A 25496-nucleotide genomic window follows, 5' to 3' on the forward strand; every position below is an offset into this window, starting at 1 on the left:
CCCCCACGGTTGCTCACTGCGTGTAGCGCCCTGCCCCCCGAGGGGGCGCATTTTCCTTGGGGCGGCCCGGCGGAAAATCTTATTCAGTCAACGGCCAAAGCCTTATGAGTTCAGCCAAGTCAAACCTCGAAATCCTGCCGCGCGGCGTGCAGGTCGCACTCGGTCTGGGCCTCATCGCACTCGTCGCCTTCCCCTTTGTCGGCACCGACTTCTACACCCAGATGGTCACGCGCATGATGATCATGGCCATCTTTGCCATGAGCCTTGACCTGCTTCAGGGCGTGACCGGACTGGTCTCGCTGGGCCATGCAGCCTACTTTGGCCTGGCAGGTTATGCGCTGGCCTTCCTGACGCCGCAAGACCAGGCGGTGAGCCTGTGGTGGACCTTGCCTGTGGCTGTGCTGGCTGCTGGTCTGGCTGCGCTCATCATTGGCTTTTTTGTGGTGCGCACCACCAGCATCTACTTCATCATGGTCACCATGGCCTTTGCGCAAATGGTGTTCTACCTTTTCTTTGACAACAAGGTGCTGGGCGGCTCGGACGGCCTGTACATCAACTTCAAGCCCAGTGCGGCCATCTTTGGCTGGGTACCGTTTGACCTCGACAACAAACTCACTCTTTATTACTTCACGCTGGCCGCCCTGCTGCTGGTCTACGCATTCCTGCGCCGCCTGCTGTGGAGCCCGTTCGGCCGCACGCTGGCGGGCATACGCGTCAACGAGCACCGCATGCGCGCCATGGGCTACGGCAGCTTCGGCTACAAGCTCACCGCCTTCACCCTCGCGGGGGCGCTGGCCGGGCTGGCAGGTTACCTGTGGGGCGTGCAGACTGGCTACATCAACCCGGAGCTGATGGGCTTTCACATGAGTGCGCACGTCATCATGATGGTGATCCTGGGCGGTATGGGCAACTTTGCCGGCGCGATAGTGGGTGCCTTCGGGTTTGAATATTTGCTGCACGTGTTCAAGGACCTGCCGCAAGTCGGAAATGTCAACCTCGGCAAACACTGGCAGCTGTGGATGGGCCTCTTCATTGTTTTGCTGGTCACCTTTGCCCCGCGCGGCATCCTGGGTATCGCTGAAAAACTCATGAAACGCAAAGACAAGACGGAGGTCGGCCATGAGTGAAGTCCTCCTCAGTGCCAGGAACCTGGTCAAGCGCTTCGGCGGCCTGGCCGCCGTCAACGATGTGTCGGTGGATCTGCTGCGCAATCACATCCATGCCGTCATTGGCCCCAACGGCGCAGGCAAATCAACCCTGACCAACCTGCTGTCGGGCGACCTGCCCTTGAGCTCCGGTTCGGTGACGCTGGGTGGCGCCGACATCACCGGCTGGACGCCCGAGAAGATTTCGGGCCAGGGCCTGGGCCGCAGCTACCAGAAGACCAATATCTTCCTGCCCTTCAGTGTCTGGGAAAACGTGCGCCTTGCTGCCCAGTCACGCCAGCCCTTCGCTGCGCACTGGCTCAAACGCGCCGGCAAATTTGCATCCATCAACGAGCGCGCGGAAAAGGCGCTTGAACTGGCCGGCCTGACATCACGCAAGAACAGCATTGCCGGAACCATCAGCCACGGCGAGCAGCGCCAGCTCGAGATCGCCATGACGCTGGCCACAGAACCGCAAGTGGTGTTACTTGATGAGCCCCTGGCCGGCATGGGTGTGGCCGAGGCAGAGCGCATGGTCACCCTGCTGCTGAACATCAAGAAAGACCACGGCATTTTGCTGGTCGAGCACGACATGGATGCGGTCTTCACCCTGGCCGACAAACTCACCGTGATGGTCAATGGCCAGGTAATTGCCAGCGGCACGCCGGCTGAGATAAGAGCCGATGCGGGTGTGCAGGCCGCTTACCTCGGGGAGGAACACTAGAAATGAGGCCCCCACGCTTTTCACTTCGTGTAATGCGCTGCCCCCCGGGGGGGCGCTGCGCCTGCGGCCTGGCAAAGCCAGTTCCGCGGCCCCTGCTTGCGAAGAGAAGTTCATGAACGACTTAATGATCGACGCGAAAGGCGTCAACACCTACTACGGCGCCAGCCACATCCTGCGCGGCATTGACTTCCATGTAGCACGCGGCGAAACAATTGGCCTGATGGGCCGCAACGGCATGGGCAAGAGCACCCTGCTCAAAAGCATCATGGGCCTGGTCAAGCCGCGCTCGGGCTCCATCACCATCACCGGTAAACCGATGATGGGCGCTGCGCCCTATGAGGTTGCACGGCTGGGTGTGGCTTACGTTCCCGAAGGCCGGGGCATCTTCGGCAATCTCAGCGTCGTTGAAAACCTCAAGATGGCGGCACGGGCCGGTACAAAGGGCCAGCGTGACTGGACTTATGACCGCGTGCTTGACACCTTCCCACGCCTGAAAGAAAGGCTGGGCCACGGTGGCCAGCAGCTGAGCGGTGGTGAGCAGCAGATGCTGACCATTGGCCGGGCGCTGATGACCAACCCGGATGTGCTGATTCTGGATGAAGCAACCGAAGGCCTGGCGCCGCTGATCGCCAGGGACATCTGGCGCATTTGCGCGCTGATACGCGAGACCGGCATCAGCAGCGTGATCGTCGACAAGAACTGGAAACACGTCACGCAGATCACCGACCGCAATGTGATCCTGGTCAAGGGCGAGGTGGTGTTTGAAGGCAGCTCGCCAGAGTTGCACGCGAGGCCTGAACTTCTTCAGCAGTATCTGGGGGTTTGACCCCAGCCCGCGCGGCAGGGCCAATCGACAATTCCCGCCCTGCGTGGCATCATCAATTTCCCTGAAGCCCGTTTTTGCCTTCTACAGGCAAAAAGTCGCTGCAGCAATTGAAAGGTAGCCCACATGCGCTGGTTTTCTGACCTTGACGGGGAATCCGGCCAATCGCAATTCCCGGCGACCTCCGCGCCCCGAAGGGAAATGCCCTTTATCTGGCTGGTGGCAGGCCTGGTTTTGCTATCAGGCTGCGGGTTGGCAACCGCCTTGTTTTACCTGCGCGGTGAGGCCTTTCGTACCGGCGAGAAAATCACCCGCTCGCTGGCCCACGTGATTGAAGACGAGACCAGCCGGACAATCCAGGCTGTTGACCAGCGGCTGGAACTGGCCATCAGCCGCATGAAGTTGCAGGAGATGAGCCAGCAACTCAACGAAGAGTCTGTACGCGCCATGTTGCGCGAGCAGTTGAAGGAACTTCCGTTTGTTCGCGCCATGTGGGTACTTGACAAAACCGGGCGCATCCGTTTTGACTCTGATGTGGGCAACATCGGCATCAACCTGTCAGACCGCGAGTACTTCAGGGTTTACCAGCAAAAAAGCCCGCCCACCGGGGTCCACCTGAGCGCTCCGGTCCGCAGCAGATCTGTAGGCACATGGCTGATCAGCGTGTCACGCCCGATGTATTCCCCTCAGGGAGAGTTGCTGGGCGTCATGGTGGCAGCCCTGCAGCCCTCCTATTTCGACAGGCTCTGGCAATCGGTGGATCTGGGCGAGGGCGGCTCCATCGTTCTTTTCAGAACAGACGGCACGCTGATGATGCGCAGTCCCATTGACGACAAGGCCATGGGCAAGTCCTTCGCAGGTCTATCCCTGTTTTCCGAAAGACTGCCAAAAAGTCCCCAGGGTGTTTTTTCCTATGTCAGCACTCTCGATTCCGGCGAACGTACAGCTGCGTACCGGGTGCTGGCCTCCCATCCCGACCTTGTCATTTCTGTGGCGTCACTGGAAACGCACATGCTCGGGGCATGGACACGTTTTGCAAAGCTGTCGACAGGAATATGGGCGCTTTCCATGCTCGCGCTCACCCTGCTCTCCATGCAGCTTTTACGGCAGGCGCATCGTCGCCAGCGCACCGAATCGCGGTTTCGGCAGCTGGCCCATGCCATGCCGCAAATTGTGTACATCAGTGATGAGCACGGCAACATCCGGTACGTCAACGATGAATGGATCAAGACGACGGGGCATCCCAGGGAGAAGGCCATCAGAGGTGAATGGATGGAGCTTGTGCACCCGGAAGACCGCGATGATGTTGTTGAAACCGTGAAGCAGCTTTCGGCCCGGGGCCTGGCGATCGAACATGAACACCGCCTGCGGTCGAAAGATGGCAACTACCGGTGGCGCCTGCTGCGCGCCGTGCCCAATCGCAACAAACAGGGGAAGATCGTCTCCTGGTATGGAACGTCCACCGACATTGACGACCTGAAGCAGGCGCAAGCCAGTCTGACCGCCCAGGCTGAACTGCTTCGCATGGCGGGGGAGCTTGCACAGATGGGCGGCTGGATAGTCGACACCGGCAAACAAAAAATCACCTGGTCGGATGAGGCTTCCCGGATGCTCGACCTCCCGCCTGGCAACTCGCCCTCGCTGGAATCCATCATCAGCATGTGTTTCCCGGAATTCCGTGAACTGACCCGGCGTGCGCTGCAGGATTGTGCAAGCCTCGGCCTGCCTTTTGACCTCGAAGTAAAGATGCTCACGTCGTCTGGACGTACTGTATGGGTACGCTCCATCGGCCAGGCGGTGCGTGATGCAGGCGGCAACATTACCCGCCTGCAGGGGGCACAACAGGACATCACCACGCGCGTGGTGACCGGGCAGAAGCTGCAGGCCTACCTCGCAACCCTGCAGCAGGCCACGCAGGCCGCACAGGTCATCACCCGATGCCAGACACCGGAGGCGATGCTGCATGAGCTGGCGGCCCAGGCGCGAAGCATGGTGGGCGCCTCCCGCGCCGTGGCAACCCTCCATGAAGGCCTGGCAGACCAGACAGACATCGTCGCGACGTCGAGCCGGGACGGGCTTGCCAACGTCGATGGCGGCAGCGCCCTTGATGTTCACCTTACGGCACGCGATGGCGCCGTCATAGGCACGCTTGTCCTTTCGGGCAAGGCAGGCGGCGGCAGCTTCACCCAGGAAGACACTTACGTCGTCACGGCGCTGGCGCAACTGGCATCAACGGCACTCGATAACCTCAGGCTGCTTGCAGAGGTGCGCGAACTCAACACGGGGCTGGAGAAAAAGATAACGCAGCGCACGCTGGCCTTGTCGCGCCAGGAAGCCCTTTTCCGCACACTGGCCGAACAGGCACCTCACCCGATCTGGACTGTAGACACCAACGGCCATGTGACCTTTTTCAGCCGGGCCTGGTATCAAATGGCCGGCGGGTCGCCACCGGACTGGCACGGACTTTCCTGGCTGGAACTGGTACATCCCGAAGACAGGGCCGGGGTCGTGCAGAACTGGGCGCATGCCAGCAAGACCCTGGGGCTGTTCACCGGACTCAGGCGCATGCGTGGAAAGGATGGCGGTTACCACACCATGTCTTACCAGGCGTCGCCCGTGTTCAATGAACAGGGCCAGGTCACATTCTGGGTCGGTATTGATGTGGACGTCACCGCGACCAAGGCGATTGAAGCCGCCCTGCGGCTGTCGAATCAGGAACTTGAAACTTTTTCCTATTCCGTCTCCCATGACCTGCGTTCGCCGCTGGGCACCATAGACGGATTCAGCCGCCTCCTGGGCAAGCAGCTGGAGGGTCAGTCGAATGAACGCGCCCAGGCTTACCTGGCCCGCATACGCTCGGGCATCGAACAGATGAGTCAACTGATAGAGGGGATGCTGTCCCTGGCCACCCTCTCACGCCTGCCCATGCGACATGAGCAGATCGACCTCAGCGCCATGGCCGAAGAGATTCTGGAAGCAGCCAGGTCAAAACAACCGGAGCGGCCGGCGAGCTGGCAGGTTCAGCCCGGCCTGAAGGTGCACGGAGACAGCCGCCTCATACGGGCCTTGATGGACAACCTGCTTGGCAATGCCTGGAAATTCAGCGCGCGCAAGGAACAAACTGAAATCACGGTAGGCCGGCAGGCACTGGGCGGCGAGTTTTTCGTACGGGACAAGGGCGCCGGCTTTGACATGGCCTACGCTGGCAAACTGTTTGGCACCTTCCAGCGCCTGCATGACGCCACAGAGTTCGCGGGTACCGGCATCGGGCTGGCTACCGTGGCGCGCATCATCGCCAGACACGGTGGCAGCATACGCGCGGAATCCGCACCGGATCAGGGCGCGACCTTTTTCTTTACCCTTGCTGAATCCGTTGTCTAGGGCGGGAGGCTACAACGCCCCTACAGCAGGGGCCGCAGTTCCCGGGCTGCATCCAGCAGCAGCGGCAGCAGGTCACGCCGCATGGACGCTGGTTCCAGCCGCTCGGCCGCCGTGACCACATTCAGTGCAGCCACTGTCATGCCGCGCATATTGCGCAAGGGCACGGCCAATGCAAACACACCCAGTTCATGCTCCTGCCGCGCCACGCACCAGTCCTGCGCGCGCGCCTCGCTTACAAGCGCACGCAAGGTCTTGCCATCCGTCACGGTGTGGGGGGTCAGGCGCGGCAACGCACGGGTTTTGATCCAGTCCGAGAATTCCTTTCGCGGCAGGCATGCCAGCAACATGCGGCCCGTGGAGGTGGCATGCGCCGGCAGCCTGGCGCCCAGGTGCAGTCCGTAGGCCAGCACCCGGGGTGCGGCAGGCTGCGGCTTGTCCGGGTAACTCGACCCCGAACCCACACTGCGCGCGACGATGACCACCTGGTCGGCATCCAGCACCACGCCTGAAAAGGACTGCTGCGTCTGCGCGGCGAGGCGATTCAGTGTGGGTTGCAGCACGCGCGGCAAGCGCGCCGAGGCCAGGTAGCTGCCTGAAAAACGGAGCACCTTGGGCGACAGCCAGTAGTAGCCGTCCTCGCTCTCCAGATAGCCCAGATACGCGAGCGTCAGAAGGTGCCGGCGCGCGGCGGCGCGGGTAATGCCGGCTCGTTGCGCGGCAAGCGTGGCATTGAGCCGCTGGCGTTCGGTGTCAAAACTCTCCAGCACCGCCATGCCCTTGGCCATGCCCTCAATGAAGTCTGCTTTCGCAATATCCATACAACACTCCACAGTTGCGCGATTATCGCGCAAACGATCCTTTTATCGCACAGACATTGGATTTCAGCATGGTTATTGACGGAGCCCGGCGATACGCTCGACAGTCGCCCAACATCGCGGAGACAAACATGCGTACCCAGGTTGCCATCATCGGAGCCGGCCCTTCCGGACTGTTGTTAGGAGCACTGCTGCACAAGGCAGGCATAGACAACATCATCATCGAGCGCCAGAGCGGCGATTACGTCCTGGGTCGCATACGCGCAGGCATCCTGGAGCAGATCACCGTTGACCTGCTGAAGGAAGCCGGTGCTGATGCACGACTGAAACTTGAAGGCACGGTGCACCACAGCATTGACATCGGCTTCAAAAACCAGCGCCACAGCATTGACGTGCATGGCCTGACGGGCGGCAAGGTCGTGACGGCCTACGGCCAGACCGAACTCACACGCGATCTTATGGAAGCACGCGAAGCCGCCGGCCTCACCACCATCTACGAAGCTGGCGAAGTCAGCATTCATGACTTTGACGGCAAACAGCCGTTGGTACGTTACGTCAAGGACGGCCAGCACCACGAACTGGCGTGCGACTTCATCGCCGGTTGCGATGGCTTTCACGGGGTATGCCGGGCCAGTGTGCCAAAAGACGCCATCACCGAATTTGAACGCGTCTACCCCTTCGGCTGGCTGGGCATACTGGCCGAAGTGCCGCCCGTTTCGCCGCATGCCATCGTCTACGCCAACAGCGAGCGTGGTTTTGCGCTGTGCTCCATGCGCAGCCTCACACGCAGCCGCTATTACGTACAGTGCCCGCTGGATGACAAGATCGAGAAGTGGACTGACGACGTCTTCTGGGACGAGATCCGCCGCCGGCTGGACCCCGACCTCGCCTCCCGCATCATCACCGGGCCGTCCATTGAAAAAAGCATTGCGCCGCTGCGCAGCTTTGTGGCTGAGCCCATGCGTTTTGGCAGCCTGTTTCTTGCAGGCGATGCAGCGCACATCGTGCCGCCCACCGGCGCCAAGGGCCTGAACCTGGCAGCCTCCGATGTGAAATACCTCTCCAGCGCTTTCATTGAGCACTACAAGGAGAAGACAGACGCTGGCCTTGACAGCTACTCCGAGCGCTGCCTGCGCCGTATCTGGCGCGCCGAACGCTTCTCGTGGTGGCTCACGTCCCTCCTGCATCGCTTCCCGGATACCGGTGGCTTTGGCCAGAAAATCCAGGAAGCGGAGCTAGACTATCTTGTGACCTCACAGGCAGCATCCACTGCACTGGCAGAGAATTACGTGGGCTTGCCGCTGTAGACCGACCCGGTAGCACCATCGATAGCGGCTATAAAGAGGGGATGGTCAACAAACACACTGCCTTGCCGCCCGCACAGCAAAAGTCCCTCAAAAGTGTTCGCGTCCTGAGTCTGGCGCTCAATATGCCCGGCCCCGCCGCATTGATGCGCTGCAGGAAGATGGGCGCGACCTGCGTCAAACTGGAACCCCCGGCGCCGCCACGCGCATCGGGTGACCCCATGGGCCGGTACAACCCCGCCGCCTACGCCGCCATGCACGATGGCGTCCGCATCATGAAGGCTGACCTCAAAAGCGAGCAGGGGCAAAAAGCGCTGCATCGAGAGCTGGAAAAAGCGGACGTGCTCATCACATCGTTCAGGCCTTCAGCGCTGGTCAAGCTCGGCCTGGCATGGAAGACACTTCACAAAAAGTATCCTGAATTGGGCATGATCGCCATCGTCGGAGCGCCCGGGGAACGTGCCGAAGAAGCCGGCCATGACCTGACCTACGTGGCTGAGCAGGACCTGGTATCAGGTCTCACGCTGCCCGCCACGCTGTATGCGGACATGGGCGGCGCGCTGATGGCCAGCGAAGCGGTATTGCAGGCGGTGATGCACCGGCGCCTCCGGGAAAAAGGCATCTACATCGAAGTGGCCTTGTCGGAGGCTGCAGCATTTCTTGCGCTGCCGCGTACATGGGGCCTTACTAAGCCTGGCGCACCAGTAGGCGGTGGTCATGCGGGTTACCAGGTCTATAAATGCCGGGACGGACGGGTCGCCGTGGCCGCGCTGGAACCGCACTTTGCGTTACGACTTTGTAAAGTTGCAGGTGTGGCCGATACCAGCGCCGACAGCATGGCCACTGAACAGACCCGTGATTTGATTGCGGCCTGGGCGCTGGGACGGACACGCGCCCAACTTGAGCAGTTGGCTCTTGAAAAAGACATTCCGCTGCATACACTTCCCCCCTGACATTCATGACAAATCGGGCCGGCGGCTCTCTCCGGGCAGACGCCAGCCCCTGTACAAGGTGTAACAAGGTCGACGATGGCGGGCGGTAAGATGCGGCATGAATAGAAAAACCCTCATCGCGCTGGCGCTTTGCCTTCCCTTCTTCCCTGTGCATGCTCAGCCTTCTGCAGCCAAAAAACCGCTGGTTGCCCGCATACTGAAACTGCAACAACCCGGCATTGACGCCATGGCCAGCGCAATGGCCGAGCGCCCTGCCCTGGCTGTTATAGACCGCGCCGACCAGGTGCTTGCCAGCAACGTCGCGGCGGACAAGCGCGAAGCCACTGGTAAGGCCATACAGGCCGATGTCAAAAAATACCTTGATGAAACCGTGCCATTTGTACGTGACCGCGCCGTCAAACTCGCCCCTACCACCATAGGCGCCGTGCTTGAAGACAAGTTCAGTGAAGCAGAGCTCAAGCAGCTCGCTGATTTTCTGGAGTCACCGGTTTACAACAAGTACCAACAACTGGGTGGCGACATGCAAAAGGCGCTGCTTGAAAAGTTGCTGGCAGATACCAAGGGCACGGTCGAGCCCAAGATCAATGCACTGGACCAGACTGTAGCGCGACGCCTGGGTGTTACGGCACCGGGAAAATAAGACAGCGCCCCGATCCTGAAATTAAAAAACGGCCTCAAGGCCGTTTTTTTATGGGTGGGCGGCATTTGAGCAGTTGCATCGGAAAGAACGGTGTCTTCGCAAGCAGGGGCCGCGGAAACGGCTTCGCCGGGCCGCAGGCGCAGCGCCACCTCGGGGGGCAGCGAACCACACGAAGTGGAAAGCGTGGGGGCCCTATGTCCCTAGCGCGGCCTGCGTATGCCCGCCTTACCCGCAGGTTTGCGTGATCCGTTGTCGCGTGGCGGCAAGCCCGTGTGTTGGGTGAGGATGCGGCCTTTCACCGGCGACGCGGCAGGCGACGTCTTTGAGACGGTGGTCGAATTTTTGCGCCGCGCACTTTGATAACTCCCGTCAACCATGGGCTGGAAGGTCGGGATCAGGTGGTGTTTGCCATTGCCTATCAGGTCGGCGCGGCCCATGTTCTTCAGGGCTTCGCGCAGCAACGGCCAGTTGTTGGGGTCGTGGTAACGCAGGAAGGCCTTGTGCAGCCTGCGGCGGCGCTCACCGCGCACGATGTCTACCGACTCGCTGTCGCGCGTGATCTTGCGCAGCGGGTTTTTGTTGGTGTGGTACATCGCCGTGGCGGTGGCCATCGGGCTGGGGTAAAAGGTCTGGACCTGGTCGGCGCGAAAACCGTTTTTCTTCAGCCAGATCGCCAGGTTCATCATGTCGTCATCACTGGTGCCCGGGTGGGCCGCGATGAAGTATGGAATCAAGAACTGCTTCTTGCCGGCCTCGAGCGTGTACTTCTCGAACATCTGCTTGAATTTGTCATAGCTGCCTATGCCGGGCTTCATCATCTTCGTCAGAGGCCCCTGCTCGGTATGCTCGGGCGCGATCTTCAGGTAGCCGCCAACGTGATGGGTGACCAGCTCTTTCACATACTCGGGGCTTTGCACGGCCAGGTCATAACGCAGGCCCGAGCTGATCAGGATTTTCTTCACACCCTTGAGCGCCCGCGCACGGCGGTACATCTTGATGAGCGGGTTGTGGTCGGTGTTCAGGTTGGAGCAGATGCCCGGGTACACGCAGGAAGGCTTGCGGCAGGCGGCCTCGATCTCGGGCGACTTGCAGCCTATGCGGTACATATTGGCCGTCGGCCCGCCAAGGTCGGAAATCGCGCCGGTAAAGCCCTTCACCGTGTCGCGTATGGCTTCAATCTCGCGGATCACGGAGTCTTCAGAGCGGCTCTGGATGATGCGGCCTTCATGCTCGGTGATGGAGCAGAAGGTACACCCCCCAAAACACCCGCGCATGATGTTGACGCTGAAGCGGATCATCTCCCACGCGGGTATTTTGGTGGCGTGGTCGTGGCTGCCGTTTTCATCGGCATAGCTGGGGTGCGGTGCACGTGCATAGGGCAAATCAAACACGTAGTCCATCTCGGCCGTGGTCAGCGGGATGGGCGGTGGCGTGATCCACACATCGCGCGCAGTCGCGCCTTCGCCGTGCGCCTGAACCAGGGCACGTGCATTGCCGGGGTTGGTCTCAAGATGCAGCACGCGATTGGCGTGTGCGTACAGCACCGCATCGCTTTTCACCTGTTCATAGGACGGCAGGCGGATGACGGAACGGTCACGCGGCGGGACGCGGATCTTGCCCTGCATCGAAGGCAACGAGGGGTTAGGCACGAAGGTCAGTGGCTTGATGGCCGGGTTGGCGGACTTGACTGCCGTTATCGCCGGCGATCCGGCAGCCTCGGCCTGCACGGCCACACCCGCAGCCTCGTCTTCACGTGCACAGGTCGCGCCCTGCTCTTTCGCCACGTCGGAAATCATCATGTAGGGATTGACGTGCGCCTCTACCCTGCCCGGTGCATCCACGCTGGTCGAATCGATTTCGAACCAGCCTTGGGAGGTTTCATCGCCGCTGCGGCGAATAAACGCAGTACCGCGGATGTCCGTCATGGTCGCAATGGGTTCGCGGGCCGCGAGGCGGTGCGCGATTTCAACAATCGCCCGCTCGGCATTGCCATACAGCAGCAGGTCACATTTGGCGTCCACCACGATGGAGCGGCGCACCTTGTCAGACCAGTAGTCGTAGTGCGCAATACGGCGCAGCGAGCCTTCAATGCCGCCCAGCACAATCGGCACATCCTTGAAGGCTTCGCGGCAACGCTGTGAATACACGATGGCGGCGCGGTCCGGGCGTTTGCCGCCAATGTCGCCGGGGGTGTAGGCGTCGTCGCTGCGTATCTTGTGGTCAGCCGTGTAGCGGTTGATCATCGAATCCATGTTGCCGGCCGTCACGCCCCAGAAGAGGTTGGGCTTGCCCAGCACCTTGAAGGGATCTGCACTTTGCCAGTCCGGCTGCGCGATGATGCCGACCCGGAAACCCTGGGCTTCCAGCATGCGGCCTATCACGGCCATGCCAAAGCTGGGGTGGTCTACATAGGCGTCACCCGTGACGATGATGACGTCGCAGCTGTCCCAGCCAAGCGCGTCCATCTCCGCACGGCTGGTCGGCAGAAATTTGGCCGTGCCGAAACGCGCCGCCCAGTACTTTCTGTAGCTGGTCAGTGGCTTTGCGGCACGCGCGAAAAAGGAGACGTCTATGGGGGCGTTCATGATTCAGGGGTTAACCTTCTATTGTAAGGTTTGCCCTGATTTTTCCCTTGTAAATCAAGGCTTAAAGCCCTACAAAGGGCATATAAAGCGCCGCCGGCGTGATTTAAGTGCACTAACCTTGGCCTGTGCGTTGCCCTGTGAACTCCTGATAGCCAGGGGTCATCCAAGCCTTGTGATCACCTTTTCGACATCAACCAGCGCCATGCTTGCAGACCTTGTGCTGGTTGCGCACGTCGGCATCGTCGCGTTTGTCGTGTTGGGCCAACTGCTGTTTGTACTGGGCGGCATGCTGCAATGGGCATGGGTGCACAGGCTGTGGATCAGGCTGGCCCACCTTCTGCTGCTGGGCTTCGTGATTGTTCAAAGCTGGATGGGCGCGACCTGTCCGCTGACCATCTGGGAACAGCTGCTGCGGCGCGAGGCAGGCCAGACCGCCTATGGCGAGTCATTTATCGAACACTGGCTGTCGCGCCTGATCTTCTTCAACGCACCTGCCTGGGTTTTTGTGATGGCTTACAGCATGTTTGGCGCGCTGGTGCTGCTGACCTGGTGGTGGATACCACCGCGCCGATTTAGACGTGCATAAAAAAGGCTGGTGCCTTGAAAGTCACCAGCCTTTGTGTCAGCCAGGGCCACGAAGGCCCGTTTGTGATCCTTGCTTTAGTTGCGCACCGTCATCTGGCCGCGGATTTCGCCCGCTGGATTTGCAGCAGTATGGATGTTGGCGTACCAGCCGCCAGCCAGCAGGTCGGCGGCCTGCGCAGCCGTCAGGGTGGCGCTGCCCTCCATGGGGCTGGTGATGGCGCCAGGCCAGCCGAGTGCCACACCCGCATTGGCACCGACGGGCGCCGGCCCATGAAAGTGGCCTGCCGTTGCTGGGCCGGACAACCCGGTGTAGCTGACCTTCCAGCGCAGAAGGTTGTTGTCCTTGTTGAACACCGCGTCAACGGTACCGGTGGCATTGGACGGTTTGGGTGGCACCTCATTGGCACCGCGCAGTTGGGTGGTCAGGGCCACCATGTTTGATGGTGGTGGGCTCATGGAGCCGCACCCGGTGACGACGGCAAGCGTCAGGACTGCGAGGGCGGAAAAAGAAGCGCGGGTTGCGAGGCGGCGTGTGTAAAGCATTTGAACTCCCGGTTAAAAAATCATTGTTAGTCCGTTGCCGCCAGGAAGTCTTCGGGAGAAACCCGATGGCGCGGCGCTGGACAAAAAGAGAATATCTGCCGCTTTCGCACCTTCCTGTAGGCGATAGGCGCGAACTTGTTGTTTGCATAATAAGCCCTGCCCTGAGCCCCTATGATGACAAACACATTGCCCCCCCAGTGCCCACCACTTCAGGAGACACCATGAAACCCCTGTTGCCGCTAGCGTTTGTCATCGCATCCGGCCTTCTGTCTGGTTGCCCGGATACAAAAATACCCAAGGCGCCACCCAAGATTCCTGAACCCAAGGCTGCCGTGCTTGTCGAAACCCCCACGCATGCAATGGCGACCAAAGCGGGCGGCAACGCTGCATGAAGACATTTCGGGTACTTGCTGCAATGACGTGCCTGGCGCTTGCAGCCTGCTCATCAACGTCCCTTGAAAAGAGTACTTCAAGCACTGTCACCATTGCAGGGGCCTCTTACGTCATCGCCCAGCTCACAGCGGGCACATGGATAGCCACGGCAGCGGGCAGCCCCCGGGTCATCAGTGGCAGCACACCGGGCAAGGCGGCTTTGCTTTCTGCCATAGAGCAGGCATCACGCTGCAAGGTCACCGACAGCGACTACTCAAGGCAGGGCATGCAGCTGGATGCACAGGTCGATTGCGACAGCCGGCTCAGGAACTGAATTTCCGGTCGCAGGCATCAGCCAGCCTGTTGTGTACCCATGCGACAGCTGCACAGGTCAGCGTGGATGCCCTGAACGAACGGGGTGGATGGGGGCAGGCATCAAACGCTATGTATTTAATAGCTGCTCACGTACGTATTTATTGGCCTGCAGCCTGATTTGATGCTCAAAATAGCCGTTTTTCTGTCTTCTGGGGCGCATTTTCAGCGTCTCCAACGCCCCGAAGCGGCAAAAGTTAATATGGACGTTAACTTTTAAGAGGTTTTGAATGTATACGTCAATAATTTAACGTATACATCAAAATCAATGCGCCGTGAGTTGAAAACTCGGGCCGTTCAGGCATCAAGCTCCGGATAGCGCCGGAAGATGCCGCTCTCATTAAAGGCGATGCGCCTGTCGCTGCCCAGATAAGCAGCCAGGCGCCGGTGCTGACCCACATGCTGGTGCAACGCAGAGACAAGCGGCGTCTTTTTCAGGGCGCGGCGAGCCGCCTTCGGGAACGCATACAACAAACCATCGACAAGCTGGAAAAGCGACAGGTCGGCATAACTGAGGCGGCCACCCACAAGAAAGCTGTTGCCCCCGGAATTGCGCTCCAGCACGGTCTCAAACCAGTGCAGGTATTTGGGTATGCGTTTTGTGCGGAAGTCTTTGGCCCGTTTGGCAGCCTCTGCCTTCTGGTCTTCGTAGTACAGGCTTGTGGCTACCGGGTGATGGGTGTCGTGCGCTTCAGTCACGGCGTCGGCAATCGTCAACTGCAACTGGTGCGTCCAGAGGCGCTGGGTTTCACTCTTCCCGACCAGGCCCAGGCGTGGGCCAAGGTAAAGCAGGATGGCAGAGGTCTGCGCCACCACCGTCTTGCCATGCACCAGAAAAGGCGGTGCAAACGGCGGGCGTTCGACCGAGGGGCTGTTCATGATGTGCATCATGGCCGCCATGCCGGCAGCATCTGTCAGGTCCTCACCCTGGCTGGTACGGCCACGCGCCACATCGACGTAATCCGCAGCGGCAGCCTCCAGCGCCAGACGCACAAACTCACCACGCCCCTGTATGGTCGGCCAGTAGTGCAACTGGTATGTGCTGTTTGCCACGCAATACCCGCCGGCGTTTATGCAAACACTTCGGTATCAACCTCAGAGGTGCCCTGCGGGTTGTAACGCGGGCCGGTCACCGTGTGCTGGTTGATGAGTTTTTCGGCTTTGGCGACCAGCGCCGGCTCAAGCTTGACATGTGCTGCACCGAGGTCATCAAGCAGGTGGTCAACGCTGGTCGTGCCGGGGATGGGAATAATGTGCGGTGCTTTCTGAAGCAGCCATGCCAGCGCAAATTGAGCCGGGCTGCAACCCGCCTCTTTGGCCAGTGCATGGTAAGCCGGCAACAACTGGAGATTGGCAGCGTAGTTCTCGGCAGAAAAACGCGGCATGGCGCGTCGGATGTCCTTGGCGTCCAGCGCACTGACATCAATCGGGTCGCCGCACAGGTAACCGCGCGCCACAGGGCTGAAGGCCACAAAGGCGGCACCCAGTTCGCGGCAGGCGTCGAGCACGGCAATTTCAGGGTTGCGCGTCCACAGCGAATACTCGGTTTGCACGGCTGCAATAGGGTGCACCGCATGTGCCTTGCGCAGGGTCGTGGCTGACACTTCCGACAGACCGATGCTGCGGATATGCCCCTTTTGCACCAGGTCAGCCAGCGCACCCACACTGTCTTCAATCGGCACTTTTTTGTCCCAGCGGTGAAGGTAGTACAGATCAATCACATCGGTCTGCAGGCGCCGCAGGCTGGCCTCGCAACTCTTGATAATGGTTTCGGGTCGCCCATCGATCACCCGCACAAGCTTGCCGTCGCCGGCAATATCGACGCCGGACATACCGCATTTGCTGGCAAGGGTGAACTTGCTGCGATGCGGCTTCATGACCCGGCCGACCAGCGTCTCGTTGGCCCCAAAACCGTACAGGGTGGCGGTGTCGAACAGGGTCACGCCCGCGTCAAGTGCAGCCAGCAGCACACGCTCGCCCTGCTCTGCCGACACCGGCGCGCCGTAGGCATGGCTCAGGTTCATGCAGCCGAGGCCGATTTCACCAACGTTGAAGGGGCCGAGTTGTCTGGTTTTCATTTGTATCCTTGATGATCTGAATCTGTTGTTGCGTGCCGCAAAAAACGAAGGGCGGCCCCATCGCATTGCGCTTTGGGTAACCGCCCTATTTTGCTTGGCTTTGGAGAAATTTTCTGTCAGTGATTTTCCATGGCCTGAACCCTGAAGATCAGCCTGCGTTCAGCTGTTTTTCAAGGTCATGCAGCACCTGGTAGCACGGCAACACTTTGGCCACGCTGCTGTTGGGCTCACGGCCTTCCTTGATGGCTGCAAAAAACTCGCGGTCCTGCAGCTCGATGCCGTTCATGCTCACATCAACCTTGCTGACATCGATCTTTTCGTCCTTGCCGTTGAACAGATCGTCGTAACGTGCGAGGTAGGTGGCGGTATCGCCGATGTAGCGGAAAAAGGTGCCCAGCGGGCCGTCGTTGTTAAAGCTCAGTGACAGGGTGCAGATCGCACCATTCGCAGCCTTGAGCTGGATGCTCATGTCCATGGCGATGCCCAGCACCGGATGGATAGGCCCCTGGATGGCGTTGGCCTTCACGATGGGGCTACCGCACTGGTAGGCGAACAAATCAACCGTGTGGGCAGCGTGGTGCCACAGCAAATGGTCCGTCCATGAACGTGCCTGGCCCATGGCATTCATGTTGGTGCGGCGGAAGAAATAGGTCTGCACATCCAGTTGCTGGATGTTGAACTTGCCCGCAGTGATTTCCTTGTGCACATACTGGTGGCTGGGGTTGAAGCGGCGGGTGTGGCCGCACATCGCTACCAGGCCGCTGGTTTTGGCCAGGTCCACCACAGCCTGCGCGCCCTTGAGCGTATCGGCCAGAGGAATCTCGACCTGCACATGCTTGCCGGCCTTCAGGCAGGCGATGGTCTGGTCGGCGTGCATTTGCGTCGGCGTGCACAGGATGACGGCATCGACCTCCTTGAGCGCCAGGCTCTCGTTGAGGTCGGTGGTGACATGGCCGATGTTGTATTTGGCGGCCACTTCCTTTGTCTTTTCAAGCTCGCGGCTGACCAGCGACACCACTTCAACGCCGTCGATGTTTTTGATGCCGTCCAGATGCTTGATGCCGAAGGCACCAGCGCCGGCAAGTGCTACTTTGATGGTTTTGCTCATTATTTTCTTGCCTTAGTTGTTCTCGAGAATCAGGTTGCCTACCGCCGTGTTGGAAGCGGGGACATGATAGAAGCGGTGCTTCACCGTCGGTGGCGGGCCGCCGTTGAGGTCAGACATCGCACCGCGCGCTGTCAGCCACATGACCAGCTCAATGCCCTCACTGCCGGCTTCACGCACATAGTTGATGTGGGGCACGGCAGCCTGCGCTTCGGGATCCTTGATCAGGAGGTCCATGAACTTGCTGTCGAACTCCTTGTTGATCAGGCCCGCGCGCGCGCCCTGCAACTGGTGGCTCATGCCGCCGGTGCCCCAGATCTGCACATTGAGGTCCTTGTCGAACGACTCAACCGCCTTGCGGATGGCCTTGCCCAGGTTAAGGCAGCGCTTGCCGGAAGGCACGGGGTACTGCACCACGTTGATGGCGACCGGGATCACCGGGCATGGCCACTCATCGGGCTGGCCGCACATCAGCGTCAGCGGTACGGTCAGGCCGTGGTCCACATCCATCTTGTTGACGATGGTCAGGTCAAAGTCATCCTGTATGACCGACTGCACGATGTGTGAGGCCAGTTCGGGATGACCAATCACCTTGGGCACAGGGCGCGGGCCCCAGCCTTCGTCAGCGACTGCGTATTCAGCAGCACAGCCGATGGCAAAAGTCGGAATCATTTCGAGACTGAAAGCCGTCGCGTGGTCGTTGAACACCAGGATGATGACGTCAGGCTTGTTGTCCTTGAGCCATTGTTTCGAGTATTCATAACCCTTGAAGACCGGCTGCCAGTAAGGCTCATTGCTTTTACCCAGGTCAACAGCGGCCCCGATGGCGGGGACGTGCGAGGTGTAAACGCTTGCAGTGATTTTGGCCATGATCAGGCTTTCCCTTCAGTTTTTGCTTGAGTTCCTGCTTTGCCTTGCGGCTGGCGATGCGGCTGCGCAGTCCCGTCTTCGCCGATGACACGGTTACCCTCAATGGAGCGGCCGCCTGCAACCATCATGTCGCGGTATTCCTCTTCGGTCATGCCCGTCATGCTGCCCGCCATCTGCTGAAAGCTCTTGCCGTGCGTGGAGCCCAGCTTGGCCAGGAAGTAAATGTTGCCGCCCAGGGAAATGGCCTTGTTCAGGTCCTGATCCAGAACGGCCTGCTTTTGCTCTTCGCTCATCGGCCATTCGTCCACATAGGCGCGCTGGTTGGCCTTGAAACGCTCGCGGTTCTCGGGTTTCATCAAGGACATGCAGAACTGGTTGAGCCAATAGCCGGCACGCGACTGGTCCATGTCGAACAAGGTCGTGCCGGGCACATCAAGGTAAGGTTTTTCCAGTGACATCTTCAGCTCCAATAGAGGCGGGTCGGGTTATCCACCAGCAGCTTTTTCTGCAATTCTGGCGTGGTCGCAATGTGCGGAATGAAGTCAACCAGCAAGCCGTCATCGGGCATATGGTCTTTCAGGTTGGGGTGCGGCCAGTCGGTGCCCCAGAGCACGCGGTCGGGGAATTCCTCCACCAGCTTTTTTGCAAAGGGAAGTACATCCCGGTATGCATTCTGCTCGCCATTCAGGGCGGGCGGGCCGCTGACCGTAAGGCGCTCAGGGCAGGTCACCTTGCTCCAGACATTCGGGTGCTGGCGCATGAACTTCACGAAAAGCTCGAACTCCGGCCCGTCAACCGGCTTGGTCACGTCAGGCCTGCCCATGTGGTCCACCACCACTGTCGTCGGCAGGGCGGTGAAGAAGTCCCACAGTTCCGGCAGGTCCACTGCCTCAAAATAAATCACCACATGCCAGCCCAGCGGCTTGATGCGGTTGGCGATCTCCAGCAACTCGTCCTTGGGCGTGAAGTCGACCAGGCGCTTGACGAAATTAAAGCGTACGCCACGCACCCCGGCAGCGTGCAGGTCCTGCAACTCCTGATCGCTGACGGAACGTTTGACGGTGGCAATGCCCCGCGCCCTGCCGTTGGCGGCGTTCAATGCATCGACCATGGCGCGGTTGTCGGCGCCGTTGCAGGTCGCCTGAACAATCACATTCCTGTCAAAGCCGAGATGATCGCGCAAGGCGAACAGCTGCTGTTTGGACGCATCGCACGGTGTGTACTTGCGCTCGGGCGCGTAGGGAAATTCTTCGCCCGGGCCGAACACATGGCAATGCGCATCGACAGCGCCTGCAGGCAATTTGAATTTTGGTTTGCTGGGGCCGGTGTACCAGTCCAGCCAGCCCGGCGTTTTTGTGTAGCCGCCACTTGTGGGTTTGTCGTTTTGTTGGGTCATTTCTCGGCAATCACTTTCAATTGCAAATTTCTTTACCAGTAACACAGTGGAACCGGCTTTGCCGGGCCACAGGTGTTGCCCCTGGGGGGAGGCGCCGCAGGCGCTTCGGGGGGTAGCCAGTTTTTAGTCGATGTATTTCAGTCCGGCCCTGGCCAGCGGCTCGCGCATGTTGTACATGTCCAGGCCGAGAACGCCGGCGGCGAGCTTCTTGCGTTTCTCGCCTTCGTTGGCCTCACGGGCCTCTGCGGCATCAGCCACTTTTTGAGCCCACTCTGCGGGTACCACCACCACGCCATCGTCATCTGCTACGATGGCATCGCCCGCATTGACATTGACGCCTGCACACACCACAGGGATGTTCACGGAACCCAGCGTCGCCTTGATGGTGCCCTTGGCACTGATGCCCTTGCTCCAGACCGGAAAGCCCATGGAGGTCAGTTCCTTCACGTCGCGCACGCCGGCGTCGATCACCAGCGCCTTTGCGCCGCGCGCCATGAACGAGGTGGCCAGCAGGTCGCCGAAAAAGCCGTCGCAGTTGTCAGCAGTGATGGCGGCCACCACGATGTCGCCGGGCTGGATCATCTCTGCTGCGACATGCATCATCCAGTTGTCGCCGGGATGCAGCAGCACCGTCACGGCCGTGCCCGAGACCAGCGCACCGGCGTAGATAGGCCGCATGTAAGGTTTCATCAGGCCGACGCGGCCCATGGCTTCATGCACGGTGGCGGAGCCGAAGCGGCCCAGTTTGTCGACCGCTGCCTTGTCGGCACGGGTGATATTGCGTTTGACGATGCCCAGTTCTGTCATTTTTTTCTTTCAGCGATTTATTGGATACGGGACTCAGCGGCCCTTGGCCTTCAGTTGCGCATCGAGGCGCGGGAAGACGCGACGTACATTGCCTTCGTAAATCTGGTGGCGGTCATCGGCACTGAGGATTTTTGACGCCTCGATATAACGCTTGGTGTCGTCGTAATAGTTGCCCGTCTCCGGGTCTATGCCGCGCACGGCGCCAATCATTTCAGAAGCAAACAACACGTTCTTCACCGGGATCACGGTATTGAGCAGGTCGATGCCAGGCTGGTGGTACACGCAGGTGTCAAAGAAGATATTGTTCAGCAGGTGGTCCTGGAGCAGCGGCTTTTTCAGCTCCTGCGCGAGGCCACGGAAACGGCCCCAGTGGTAAGGCACGGCACCGCCGCCATGGGGAATCAGGAACTTCAGCGTCGGGAAGTCCTTGAAGAGATCGCTGGTCAGGCACTGCATGAAAGCCGTGGTGTCGGCATTGAGGTAATGCGCGCCTGTGGTGTGAAATGCATGGTTGCAGCTCGTCGAGACGTGGATCATGGCCGGGATGTCGTACTCGACCATCTTCTCGTAGATCGGATACCAGTGGCGGTCGGACAGCGGCGGCGAGGTCCAGTGGCCGCCGGATGGGTCAGGGTTCAGGTTGATGCCGACATTGCCGTATTGCTCAACGCACTTGACCAGCTCGGGGATGCAGGTCTTGGGGTCCACGCCAGGCGATTGCGGCAGCATGGCCACAGGCACGAAGTTGTCGGGGAACAGCTGGCTGACGCGGTAGCAGAGTTCATTGCAGATGGCCGCCCAGGTCGACGACACATGGAAATCGCCGATGTGGTGTGCCATGAAGCTGGCGCGGGGGCTGAACAGCGTGATGTCGCTGCCGCGCTCTTTCATCAAACGCAGCTGGTTGGTCTCGATTGATTCACGCAACTCGTCATCGCTGATTTTCAGGTCGCTGGCCTTTGGCATCGTGGCCGGGTCCTTGATGCCTGCAATCTGCTGGTTGCGCCAGGTCTCCAGCGCCTTGGGCGCGGTGGTGTAGTGACCGTGACAATCGATGATCAATGACATGGGTGCTCCTCTAATAGTGATGTGTTTGTGGGTTGAAGCCTCAAGCGGGGTCCATGCCCTGGCTGCGCTTGACGTCGGCGGCCTGCGCTGACGCCATAAAGGCTGCCAGTTGGGCAAATGTCCCGCCCTGTGAAGACGCTGCGCATGTCGCTGCTGAAAAAATGGTGGTGATGCTGACGGGCTCAGGCATGGTACCTATCACATCAATGCCTTCAAGGTGCATGAGCTCGCTCAGTTGCTGAAAGCCCAGCGCCACCTCACCGCGCGCGACCAGGGTGCCCACAGGTACGCCTGGCGGTGCCTGAACAATGCGCGGCTTGAGGGCTTCAAGAATGCCCCATTTCTCAAACAGTTTGACCAGCGCCGTTCCGCTGGGGCCGGTCGAATAGCCAATCGTAGGCGCGGCCTCAATGGCGCTGCGCAGGGCTGCTTCAGTGCTGATGTCTGGCCTTGGCGTGCCGGCCTTGACGGCAATGGCGACGCTGGAGCGCACAAGATCCACACGGCTGCCGGCCACGGCCTGACCACTGGCGATGAGTTTGTCGATGGCATCCGATGCCAGCACCACGCCATCAAACGCTTCACCGGCCTGCACACGTTTGGCAGCGTCCACGCCACCGACGGATTCGATGTTCACCTCCACACCGGAGGACTTTTGCCAGGCTGCTGCAAGCTCCGCAAGCACCTGGCGAGTGGCCATCGAGGAAATCAATTTCAGCATCAGGGTCTCCGGGAATCTCGTTATTTGCTCATGAATTCTTTGATGGCCTGGATGGTGGGTTCAGGTTTTTCCATCAGCACCATATGACCGGCGTCTTCAATCACAACCAGGCTGGCATGCGGCGCAAGCGCCTGAATGGCCTGGTGTTGTTCCACATTGGCCCAGGCGTCCTGCCTGCCGCAGAGCACCATGCAGGGGACCTTGAGCCCCACCAGCACCGGGCTGCCGTCAGGCCGCGACAGCAATGCATTCTGCTGACGCGCAAAACGTGCGGCCGTCTTGCGCTCAAACATGGTGACGATGGCCTCAATCAGTTCAGCGTCACCCAGACGGTCAGGGTGCACCATGCCCTTGACCCACTCGGCGGCCATGGCCCGGACGCCGTCTTTTTCTGCAATCGCGAGCAGCGCCATGCGGCCGGCTTTTTCGGTCTCACCTTTTTCGCCAGGCACGCGGGCCAGGTGGCCGGTGTCCATCAGTATCAGGCGCTCTATACGTTCGGGTGCCAGTCGCACAACCTCCAGGGCCACGCGGCCACCCATGGAGTGACCGGCCAGCGAGAAAACGGGTGGTGCGACGGCCAGAACCGCCTGCGCCATGGCAGTGAGGGTATCGGCATCGCCGTAATCGACCACAAGGCAGCTCACACCAAGTGCAGGCGCATCCAGTAAGGGCTGCCAGAAGGCGTGGTCACACATCAGACCGGGAAGCAAAAGCAGGGTGCGGTCAGCAGGCACGGATGTATTGTTTGTCACCAGGCCATTTTGAATGCGTAGGCAACTAATGAAAAGCAGCTGCCGCAGCTACCAGTTAGAACAAACGCGTATATCGCTCAAAATGTTATAGCAATAAAATCGGGGCCTATGCACACTATTTTCAGGAGATGCGTTGTGAGTCAAAAGGGCTGTGCGCAAGGCGCAAAACGTAGATGGGGTAGACCCCATCAAGGCTTTGCAACGCCGCGCACGGCCCTTTTGATCACAACCCGCAGGGAACGGGGTGAAAACAGCGCCACTCAGCGTTGCACTCCTAGGCAAGGCAAGAGCCTTGCCGTCGTCGCGCGCCTTGATTGGCGCTGTTTTCACCGCGTTCGCACTCCTGAAAATAGTGTGCATAGGCCCCGCTAATGGATCTCAAGCAGCTGGAATACTTCGTACGCGTCGCCGAACTGGGCAGCTTTACCCGGGCCTCGATTGCGCTGGACATCGCCCAGCCGGCCCTGAGCCGCCAGATCCGGCTGCTTGAAGTGGAACTGCGGCAAAGCCTGCTGACCCGCAATGGCCGGGGCGCGCTGCCAACCGAGGCCGGCAACCTGCTGCTCAAGCACGGGCGGGGCATATTGCACCAGGTGGATGTGGCGCGTGAAGAGCTGGGCGCCGTGCGTGGCGCGCTGGCGGGCCGGGTATCCATAGGCCTGCCGCCCAGCCTGTCGCGGCTGATCACCGTGCCTTTGACGCGCGCTTTCCGCCAGCAATTGCCGCAAGCCCACCTGACGCTGACCGAAGGTTTCTCGGTCGTGATGTATGAAGGCCTGCGCGTCGGCAACCTCGACATGGCCGTGCTCTACAACCCCGAGCATTCGCCTGAAGTAGAGATGACCACGCTGCATTCCGAAGAGCTGGTGCTGATCTCGAAAAAAGAAGATGCGCCCACCGCGAGCCCGGAAAAACCGCCCGGCAGGAAAGTCCCGCGCACGCGCGAACCCATCAGCCTGGCGCAGGTCGCCGCCCTGCCCCTGATATTGCCCAGCCGCCCGAATGCATTTCGCATCCTCATCGAAGGCGAAATGGTGGTCATTGGCCGCAAGCCGCAGATCTCACTGGAGGTTGACGGCCTCAACGCCATCCTGAGCCTGGTCAAGGAAGGTATGGGCCATGCCGTACTGCCCAGCTACACGCTCAGCAACTATGACGACACCGACCAGTTCACGCTGCGCAGCATTCACTCGCCGCGCATCATGAGCCAGCTCATGCTGGTGCGCTCTGCGCGCCGGCCCAGCACCGAGACACAAAAGAAGGCGGTTGAAGTTGTGCAGACCGTGCTGGCCGAGGCCATGAAACCTTACTCCTGAGCCCGCAAGACGACCTCAGCCATGCCAACCGGGCAATTTCCCATAGCTGATATAGCAAAACTGCTCTGGCGTTTTATGCCCTGCGCCGGGCACACTTTGCGGCTCACCAGAAGGAATAACAACATGAGACTGTGCAGGAAAAACTACCTGAGTGCGGCGGGCGTCCTGCTCACCAGTATCTTCGTTTCCGGTTTCATATCCGGTAGTTTTGCGCAAGCCCAACCTGCAACCTGGCCATCCAGGCCGATCCGCATAGTCGTGCCCTTCACACCCGGTGGCAGCACCGACATCCTGGCGCGCTCCATCGGTCAGGAGCTGACAAAAGCATGGGGCCAGCCTGTCATCGTTGACAACGTACCCGGTGCGGGCGGCAGCGTAGGCGCCGACAAGGTGGCCAAGGCGCCGGCTGACGGCTACACGCTGCTGATGGGCCACATCGGCACGCTGGGCGTGAACCCCTCGCTCTACCCCAACCTGCCTTACGACGCGGTGAAAAGTTTTGCGCCTGTGGCCTGGGTGGCACGCGTGCCCAATGTGCTGGTGGTGCACCCCTCTGTGCCTGCAAAGTCGGTGAAAGAACTCGTCGCCTATGCAAAGGCCAATCCGGGCAAGCTGAACTACGGCTCGGGCGGCAACGGCAGCGCAGCCAACCTGGCCACCGAATACTTCAAGCTGCAGACCGGCGCGTCCATCGTGCATATTCCCTACCGGGGCACGGCGCCCGCCGTCACCGACTTGATGGGCGGGCAGATCCAGGTGCTGTTTACAGGCGCGCCAGCCGTGCTGGGCCAGATCAAAAACAACCAGTTGCGGGCCCTGGCCGTGTCATCGCCCAAACGGCTCGATGCCCTGCCCGACCTGCCGACCGTGGCCGAACTGGGCTACAAGGACTTTGAAGCCGACCAGTGGTACGGTGTTGTCGCGCCGGCCGGTACGCCGCGAGACATCGTCATGAAACTCAACGCGCAGATCAACCAGTCGCTGGGCAGCGCCGAACTCAAGGCCCGCATGACCAGCGAAGGCGCGATTGCCATGCCAACAACACCGGAAGCCTTTGGCCAGCTCATCGTTCGCGAAATCGCGCGCTGGAAGCCGGTGATCCAGTCAGGCCGCGTCAAGGCAGACTGAATCTGGGCAA

25 protein-coding genes are annotated in these 25496 nt (G+C 60.2%); 12 read left to right on the forward strand and 13 right to left on the reverse strand.

The genetic code is table 11. From position 1 onward, the window contains the following. Positions 1 to 104: 104 nt before the first annotated feature. From HYX42_RS00190 to HYX42_RS00205, 4 genes are all read left to right on the forward strand, one after another. Positions 105 to 1127: a branched-chain amino acid ABC transporter permease gene (locus HYX42_RS00190; protein ID WP_293398589.1), complete on the forward strand. Its 1023-nt coding sequence runs from the start codon at positions 105 to 107 to the stop codon at positions 1125 to 1127. Next, a complete protein-coding gene (locus tag HYX42_RS00195) occupies positions 1120 to 1869 on the forward strand; it encodes an ABC transporter ATP-binding protein (RefSeq protein ID WP_293398590.1) in 750 nt (249 codons plus the stop codon). The genes HYX42_RS00190 and HYX42_RS00195 overlap by 8 nt, the downstream gene beginning before the upstream one ends. Positions 1870 to 1981: 112 nt before the next feature. Next, entirely contained in the window at positions 1982 to 2695 is a 714-nt protein-coding gene (locus HYX42_RS00200) for an ABC transporter ATP-binding protein (RefSeq protein ID WP_293398591.1), read from the forward strand. Positions 2696 to 2818: 123 nt separating this feature from the next. Beyond that, a complete protein-coding gene (locus HYX42_RS00205) occupies positions 2819 to 6073 on the forward strand; it encodes a PAS domain-containing protein (RefSeq protein WP_293398592.1) in 3255 nt (1084 codons plus the stop codon). A 20-nt stretch (positions 6074 to 6093) separates the two neighbouring features. Here HYX42_RS00205 and HYX42_RS00210 read toward each other — a convergent pair whose 3' ends face one another. Further along, complete coding sequence (locus HYX42_RS00210; protein ID WP_293398593.1) at positions 6094 to 6891, reverse strand: IclR family transcriptional regulator C-terminal domain-containing protein; 798 nt, start codon at positions 6889 to 6891, stop codon at positions 6094 to 6096. A gap of 128 nt (positions 6892 to 7019) precedes the next feature. Here HYX42_RS00210 and pobA point away from each other — a divergent pair, with 128 nt between their 5' ends. From pobA to HYX42_RS00225, 3 genes are all read left to right on the forward strand, one after another. Then, on the forward strand, positions 7020 to 8195 hold the full coding sequence (gene pobA, locus HYX42_RS00215) for a 4-hydroxybenzoate 3-monooxygenase (RefSeq protein WP_293398594.1): 1176 nt from the start codon (positions 7020 to 7022) through the stop codon (positions 8193 to 8195). A 41-nt stretch (positions 8196 to 8236) separates the two neighbouring features. Then, the gene (locus tag HYX42_RS00220; protein ID WP_293398595.1) at positions 8237 to 9145 is read left to right on the forward strand and encodes a CoA transferase; all 909 of its coding nucleotides are present in this window, start codon (positions 8237 to 8239) and stop codon (positions 9143 to 9145) included. Between the two features lie 97 nt (positions 9146 to 9242). Then, a complete protein-coding gene (locus HYX42_RS00225) occupies positions 9243 to 9785 on the forward strand; it encodes a hypothetical protein (protein WP_293398596.1) in 543 nt (180 codons plus the stop codon). A 200-nt stretch (positions 9786 to 9985) separates the two neighbouring features. Here HYX42_RS00225 and HYX42_RS00230 read toward each other — a convergent pair whose 3' ends face one another. After that, a complete protein-coding gene (locus HYX42_RS00230) occupies positions 9986 to 12370 on the reverse strand; it encodes a YgiQ family radical SAM protein (protein ID WP_293398597.1) in 2385 nt (794 codons plus the stop codon). A 172-nt stretch (positions 12371 to 12542) separates the two neighbouring features. On the opposite strand from HYX42_RS00230, the gene HYX42_RS00235 reads away from it, so the two are divergent. Then, positions 12543 to 12956 carry a DUF2784 domain-containing protein gene (locus HYX42_RS00235; RefSeq protein ID WP_293398598.1) on the forward strand — a complete coding sequence of 138 codons (414 nt, stop codon included), beginning with the start codon at positions 12543 to 12545 and terminating at the stop codon, positions 12954 to 12956. Between the two features lie 74 nt (positions 12957 to 13030). Here HYX42_RS00235 and HYX42_RS00240 read toward each other — a convergent pair whose 3' ends face one another. After that, a complete protein-coding gene (locus tag HYX42_RS00240; protein WP_293398599.1) occupies positions 13031 to 13498 on the reverse strand; it encodes a CHRD domain-containing protein in 468 nt (155 codons plus the stop codon). Between the two features lie 221 nt (positions 13499 to 13719). Between HYX42_RS00240 and HYX42_RS00245 the strand changes: the two genes are divergently transcribed. Further along, on the forward strand, positions 13720 to 13890 hold the full coding sequence (locus HYX42_RS00245; protein WP_293398600.1) for a hypothetical protein: 171 nt from the start codon (positions 13720 to 13722) through the stop codon (positions 13888 to 13890). Further along, a complete protein-coding gene (locus HYX42_RS00250; protein WP_293398601.1) occupies positions 13887 to 14204 on the forward strand; it encodes a hypothetical protein in 318 nt (105 codons plus the stop codon). Before HYX42_RS00245 ends, HYX42_RS00250 begins: the two co-directional genes overlap by 4 nt. Positions 14205 to 14539: 335 nt before the next feature. Here the strand turns inward: HYX42_RS00250 and HYX42_RS00255 are convergent, their stop codons facing one another. From HYX42_RS00255 to HYX42_RS00300, 10 genes are all read right to left on the reverse strand, one after another. Beyond that, positions 14540 to 15295: a glutathione S-transferase gene (locus HYX42_RS00255; RefSeq protein ID WP_293398602.1), complete on the reverse strand. Its 756-nt coding sequence runs from the start codon at positions 15293 to 15295 to the stop codon at positions 14540 to 14542. 17 nt (positions 15296 to 15312) lie between these two features. Further along, on the reverse strand, positions 15313 to 16320 hold the full coding sequence (locus tag HYX42_RS00260; protein ID WP_293398603.1) for an aldo/keto reductase: 1008 nt from the start codon (positions 16318 to 16320) through the stop codon (positions 15313 to 15315). A gap of 148 nt (positions 16321 to 16468) precedes the next feature. Then, positions 16469 to 17428, reverse strand: coding sequence for a Gfo/Idh/MocA family oxidoreductase (locus HYX42_RS00265; protein WP_293398604.1), 960 nt, complete (start codon positions 17426 to 17428; stop codon positions 16469 to 16471). Positions 17429 to 17440: 12 nt separating this feature from the next. Next, entirely contained in the window at positions 17441 to 18295 is an 855-nt protein-coding gene (locus HYX42_RS00270) for a class III extradiol dioxygenase subunit beta (protein ID WP_293398605.1), read from the reverse strand. Positions 18296 to 18297: 2 nt separating this feature from the next. Continuing rightward, positions 18298 to 18753, reverse strand: a complete 456-nt coding sequence (ligA, locus tag HYX42_RS00275; protein ID WP_293398606.1) for a protocatechuate 4,5-dioxygenase subunit alpha — start codon at positions 18751 to 18753, stop codon at positions 18298 to 18300. 2 nt (positions 18754 to 18755) lie between these two features. Beyond that, positions 18756 to 19691: an amidohydrolase family protein gene (locus tag HYX42_RS00280; RefSeq protein ID WP_293398607.1), complete on the reverse strand. Its 936-nt coding sequence runs from the start codon at positions 19689 to 19691 to the stop codon at positions 18756 to 18758. Positions 19692 to 19814: 123 nt separating this feature from the next. Next, complete coding sequence (ligK, locus tag HYX42_RS00285; RefSeq protein WP_293398608.1) at positions 19815 to 20498, reverse strand: 4-carboxy-4-hydroxy-2-oxoadipate aldolase/oxaloacetate decarboxylase; 684 nt, start codon at positions 20496 to 20498, stop codon at positions 19815 to 19817. 33 nt (positions 20499 to 20531) lie between these two features. After that, on the reverse strand, positions 20532 to 21560 hold the full coding sequence (locus HYX42_RS00290) for an amidohydrolase family protein (RefSeq protein ID WP_293398679.1): 1029 nt from the start codon (positions 21558 to 21560) through the stop codon (positions 20532 to 20534). A gap of 46 nt (positions 21561 to 21606) precedes the next feature. Then, the gene (locus HYX42_RS00295; RefSeq protein WP_293398609.1) at positions 21607 to 22287 is read right to left on the reverse strand and encodes a substrate-binding domain-containing protein; all 681 of its coding nucleotides are present in this window, start codon (positions 22285 to 22287) and stop codon (positions 21607 to 21609) included. A gap of 20 nt (positions 22288 to 22307) precedes the next feature. Continuing rightward, positions 22308 to 23042, reverse strand: coding sequence for an alpha/beta hydrolase (locus tag HYX42_RS00300; RefSeq protein WP_293398610.1), 735 nt, complete (start codon positions 23040 to 23042; stop codon positions 22308 to 22310). Between the two features lie 371 nt (positions 23043 to 23413). Here HYX42_RS00300 and HYX42_RS00305 point away from each other — a divergent pair, with 371 nt between their 5' ends. Both HYX42_RS00305 and HYX42_RS00310 read left to right on the forward strand, forming a co-directional pair. Beyond that, positions 23414 to 24358: a LysR substrate-binding domain-containing protein gene (locus HYX42_RS00305; protein ID WP_293398611.1), complete on the forward strand. Its 945-nt coding sequence runs from the start codon at positions 23414 to 23416 to the stop codon at positions 24356 to 24358. 123 nt (positions 24359 to 24481) lie between these two features. Then, positions 24482 to 25486 carry a tripartite tricarboxylate transporter substrate binding protein gene (locus HYX42_RS00310; RefSeq protein ID WP_293398612.1) on the forward strand — a complete coding sequence of 335 codons (1005 nt, stop codon included), beginning with the start codon at positions 24482 to 24484 and terminating at the stop codon, positions 25484 to 25486. Positions 25487 to 25496 lie beyond the last annotated feature (10 nt).

Origin of the sequence: Polaromonas sp., from assembly GCF_016185115.1 — a bacterium.
Lineage (GTDB): Bacteria > Pseudomonadota > Gammaproteobacteria > Burkholderiales > Burkholderiaceae_C > Polaromonas.

Coding starts and splice junctions, on each gene's coding strand:
- HYX42_RS00190 (WP_293398589.1), top strand. CDS start 105: ATGAGTTCAGCCAAGTCAAACCTCGAAATCCTGCCGCGCGGCGTGCAG.
- HYX42_RS00195 (WP_293398590.1), top strand. CDS start 1,120: ATGAGTGAAGTCCTCCTCAGTGCCAGGAACCTGGTCAAGCGCTTCGGC.
- HYX42_RS00200 (WP_293398591.1), top strand. CDS start 1,982: ATGAACGACTTAATGATCGACGCGAAAGGCGTCAACACCTACTACGGC.
- HYX42_RS00205 (WP_293398592.1), top strand. CDS start 2,819: ATGCGCTGGTTTTCTGACCTTGACGGGGAATCCGGCCAATCGCAATTC.
- HYX42_RS00210 (WP_293398593.1), bottom strand. CDS start 6,891: ATGGATATTGCGAAAGCAGACTTCATTGAGGGCATGGCCAAGGGCATG.
- pobA (WP_293398594.1), top strand. CDS start 7,020: ATGCGTACCCAGGTTGCCATCATCGGAGCCGGCCCTTCCGGACTGTTG.
- HYX42_RS00220 (WP_293398595.1), top strand. CDS start 8,237: ATGGTCAACAAACACACTGCCTTGCCGCCCGCACAGCAAAAGTCCCTC.
- HYX42_RS00225 (WP_293398596.1), top strand. CDS start 9,243: ATGAATAGAAAAACCCTCATCGCGCTGGCGCTTTGCCTTCCCTTCTTC.
- HYX42_RS00230 (WP_293398597.1), bottom strand. CDS start 12,370: ATGAACGCCCCCATAGACGTCTCCTTTTTCGCGCGTGCCGCAAAGCCA.
- HYX42_RS00240 (WP_293398599.1), bottom strand. CDS start 13,498: ATGCTTTACACACGCCGCCTCGCAACCCGCGCTTCTTTTTCCGCCCTC.
- HYX42_RS00245 (WP_293398600.1), top strand. CDS start 13,720: ATGAAACCCCTGTTGCCGCTAGCGTTTGTCATCGCATCCGGCCTTCTG.
- HYX42_RS00250 (WP_293398601.1), top strand. CDS start 13,887: ATGAAGACATTTCGGGTACTTGCTGCAATGACGTGCCTGGCGCTTGCA.
- HYX42_RS00260 (WP_293398603.1), bottom strand. CDS start 16,320: ATGAAAACCAGACAACTCGGCCCCTTCAACGTTGGTGAAATCGGCCTC.
- HYX42_RS00265 (WP_293398604.1), bottom strand. CDS start 17,428: ATGAGCAAAACCATCAAAGTAGCACTTGCCGGCGCTGGTGCCTTCGGC.
- HYX42_RS00270 (WP_293398605.1), bottom strand. CDS start 18,295: ATGGCCAAAATCACTGCAAGCGTTTACACCTCGCACGTCCCCGCCATC.
- ligA (WP_293398606.1), bottom strand. CDS start 18,753: ATGTCACTGGAAAAACCTTACCTTGATGTGCCCGGCACGACCTTGTTC.
- HYX42_RS00280 (WP_293398607.1), bottom strand. CDS start 19,691: ATGACCCAACAAAACGACAAACCCACAAGTGGCGGCTACACAAAAACG.
- ligK (WP_293398608.1), bottom strand. CDS start 20,498: ATGACAGAACTGGGCATCGTCAAACGCAATATCACCCGTGCCGACAAG.
- HYX42_RS00295 (WP_293398609.1), bottom strand. CDS start 22,287: ATGCTGAAATTGATTTCCTCGATGGCCACTCGCCAGGTGCTTGCGGAG.
- HYX42_RS00305 (WP_293398611.1), top strand. CDS start 23,414: ATGGATCTCAAGCAGCTGGAATACTTCGTACGCGTCGCCGAACTGGGC.
- HYX42_RS00310 (WP_293398612.1), top strand. CDS start 24,482: ATGAGACTGTGCAGGAAAAACTACCTGAGTGCGGCGGGCGTCCTGCTC.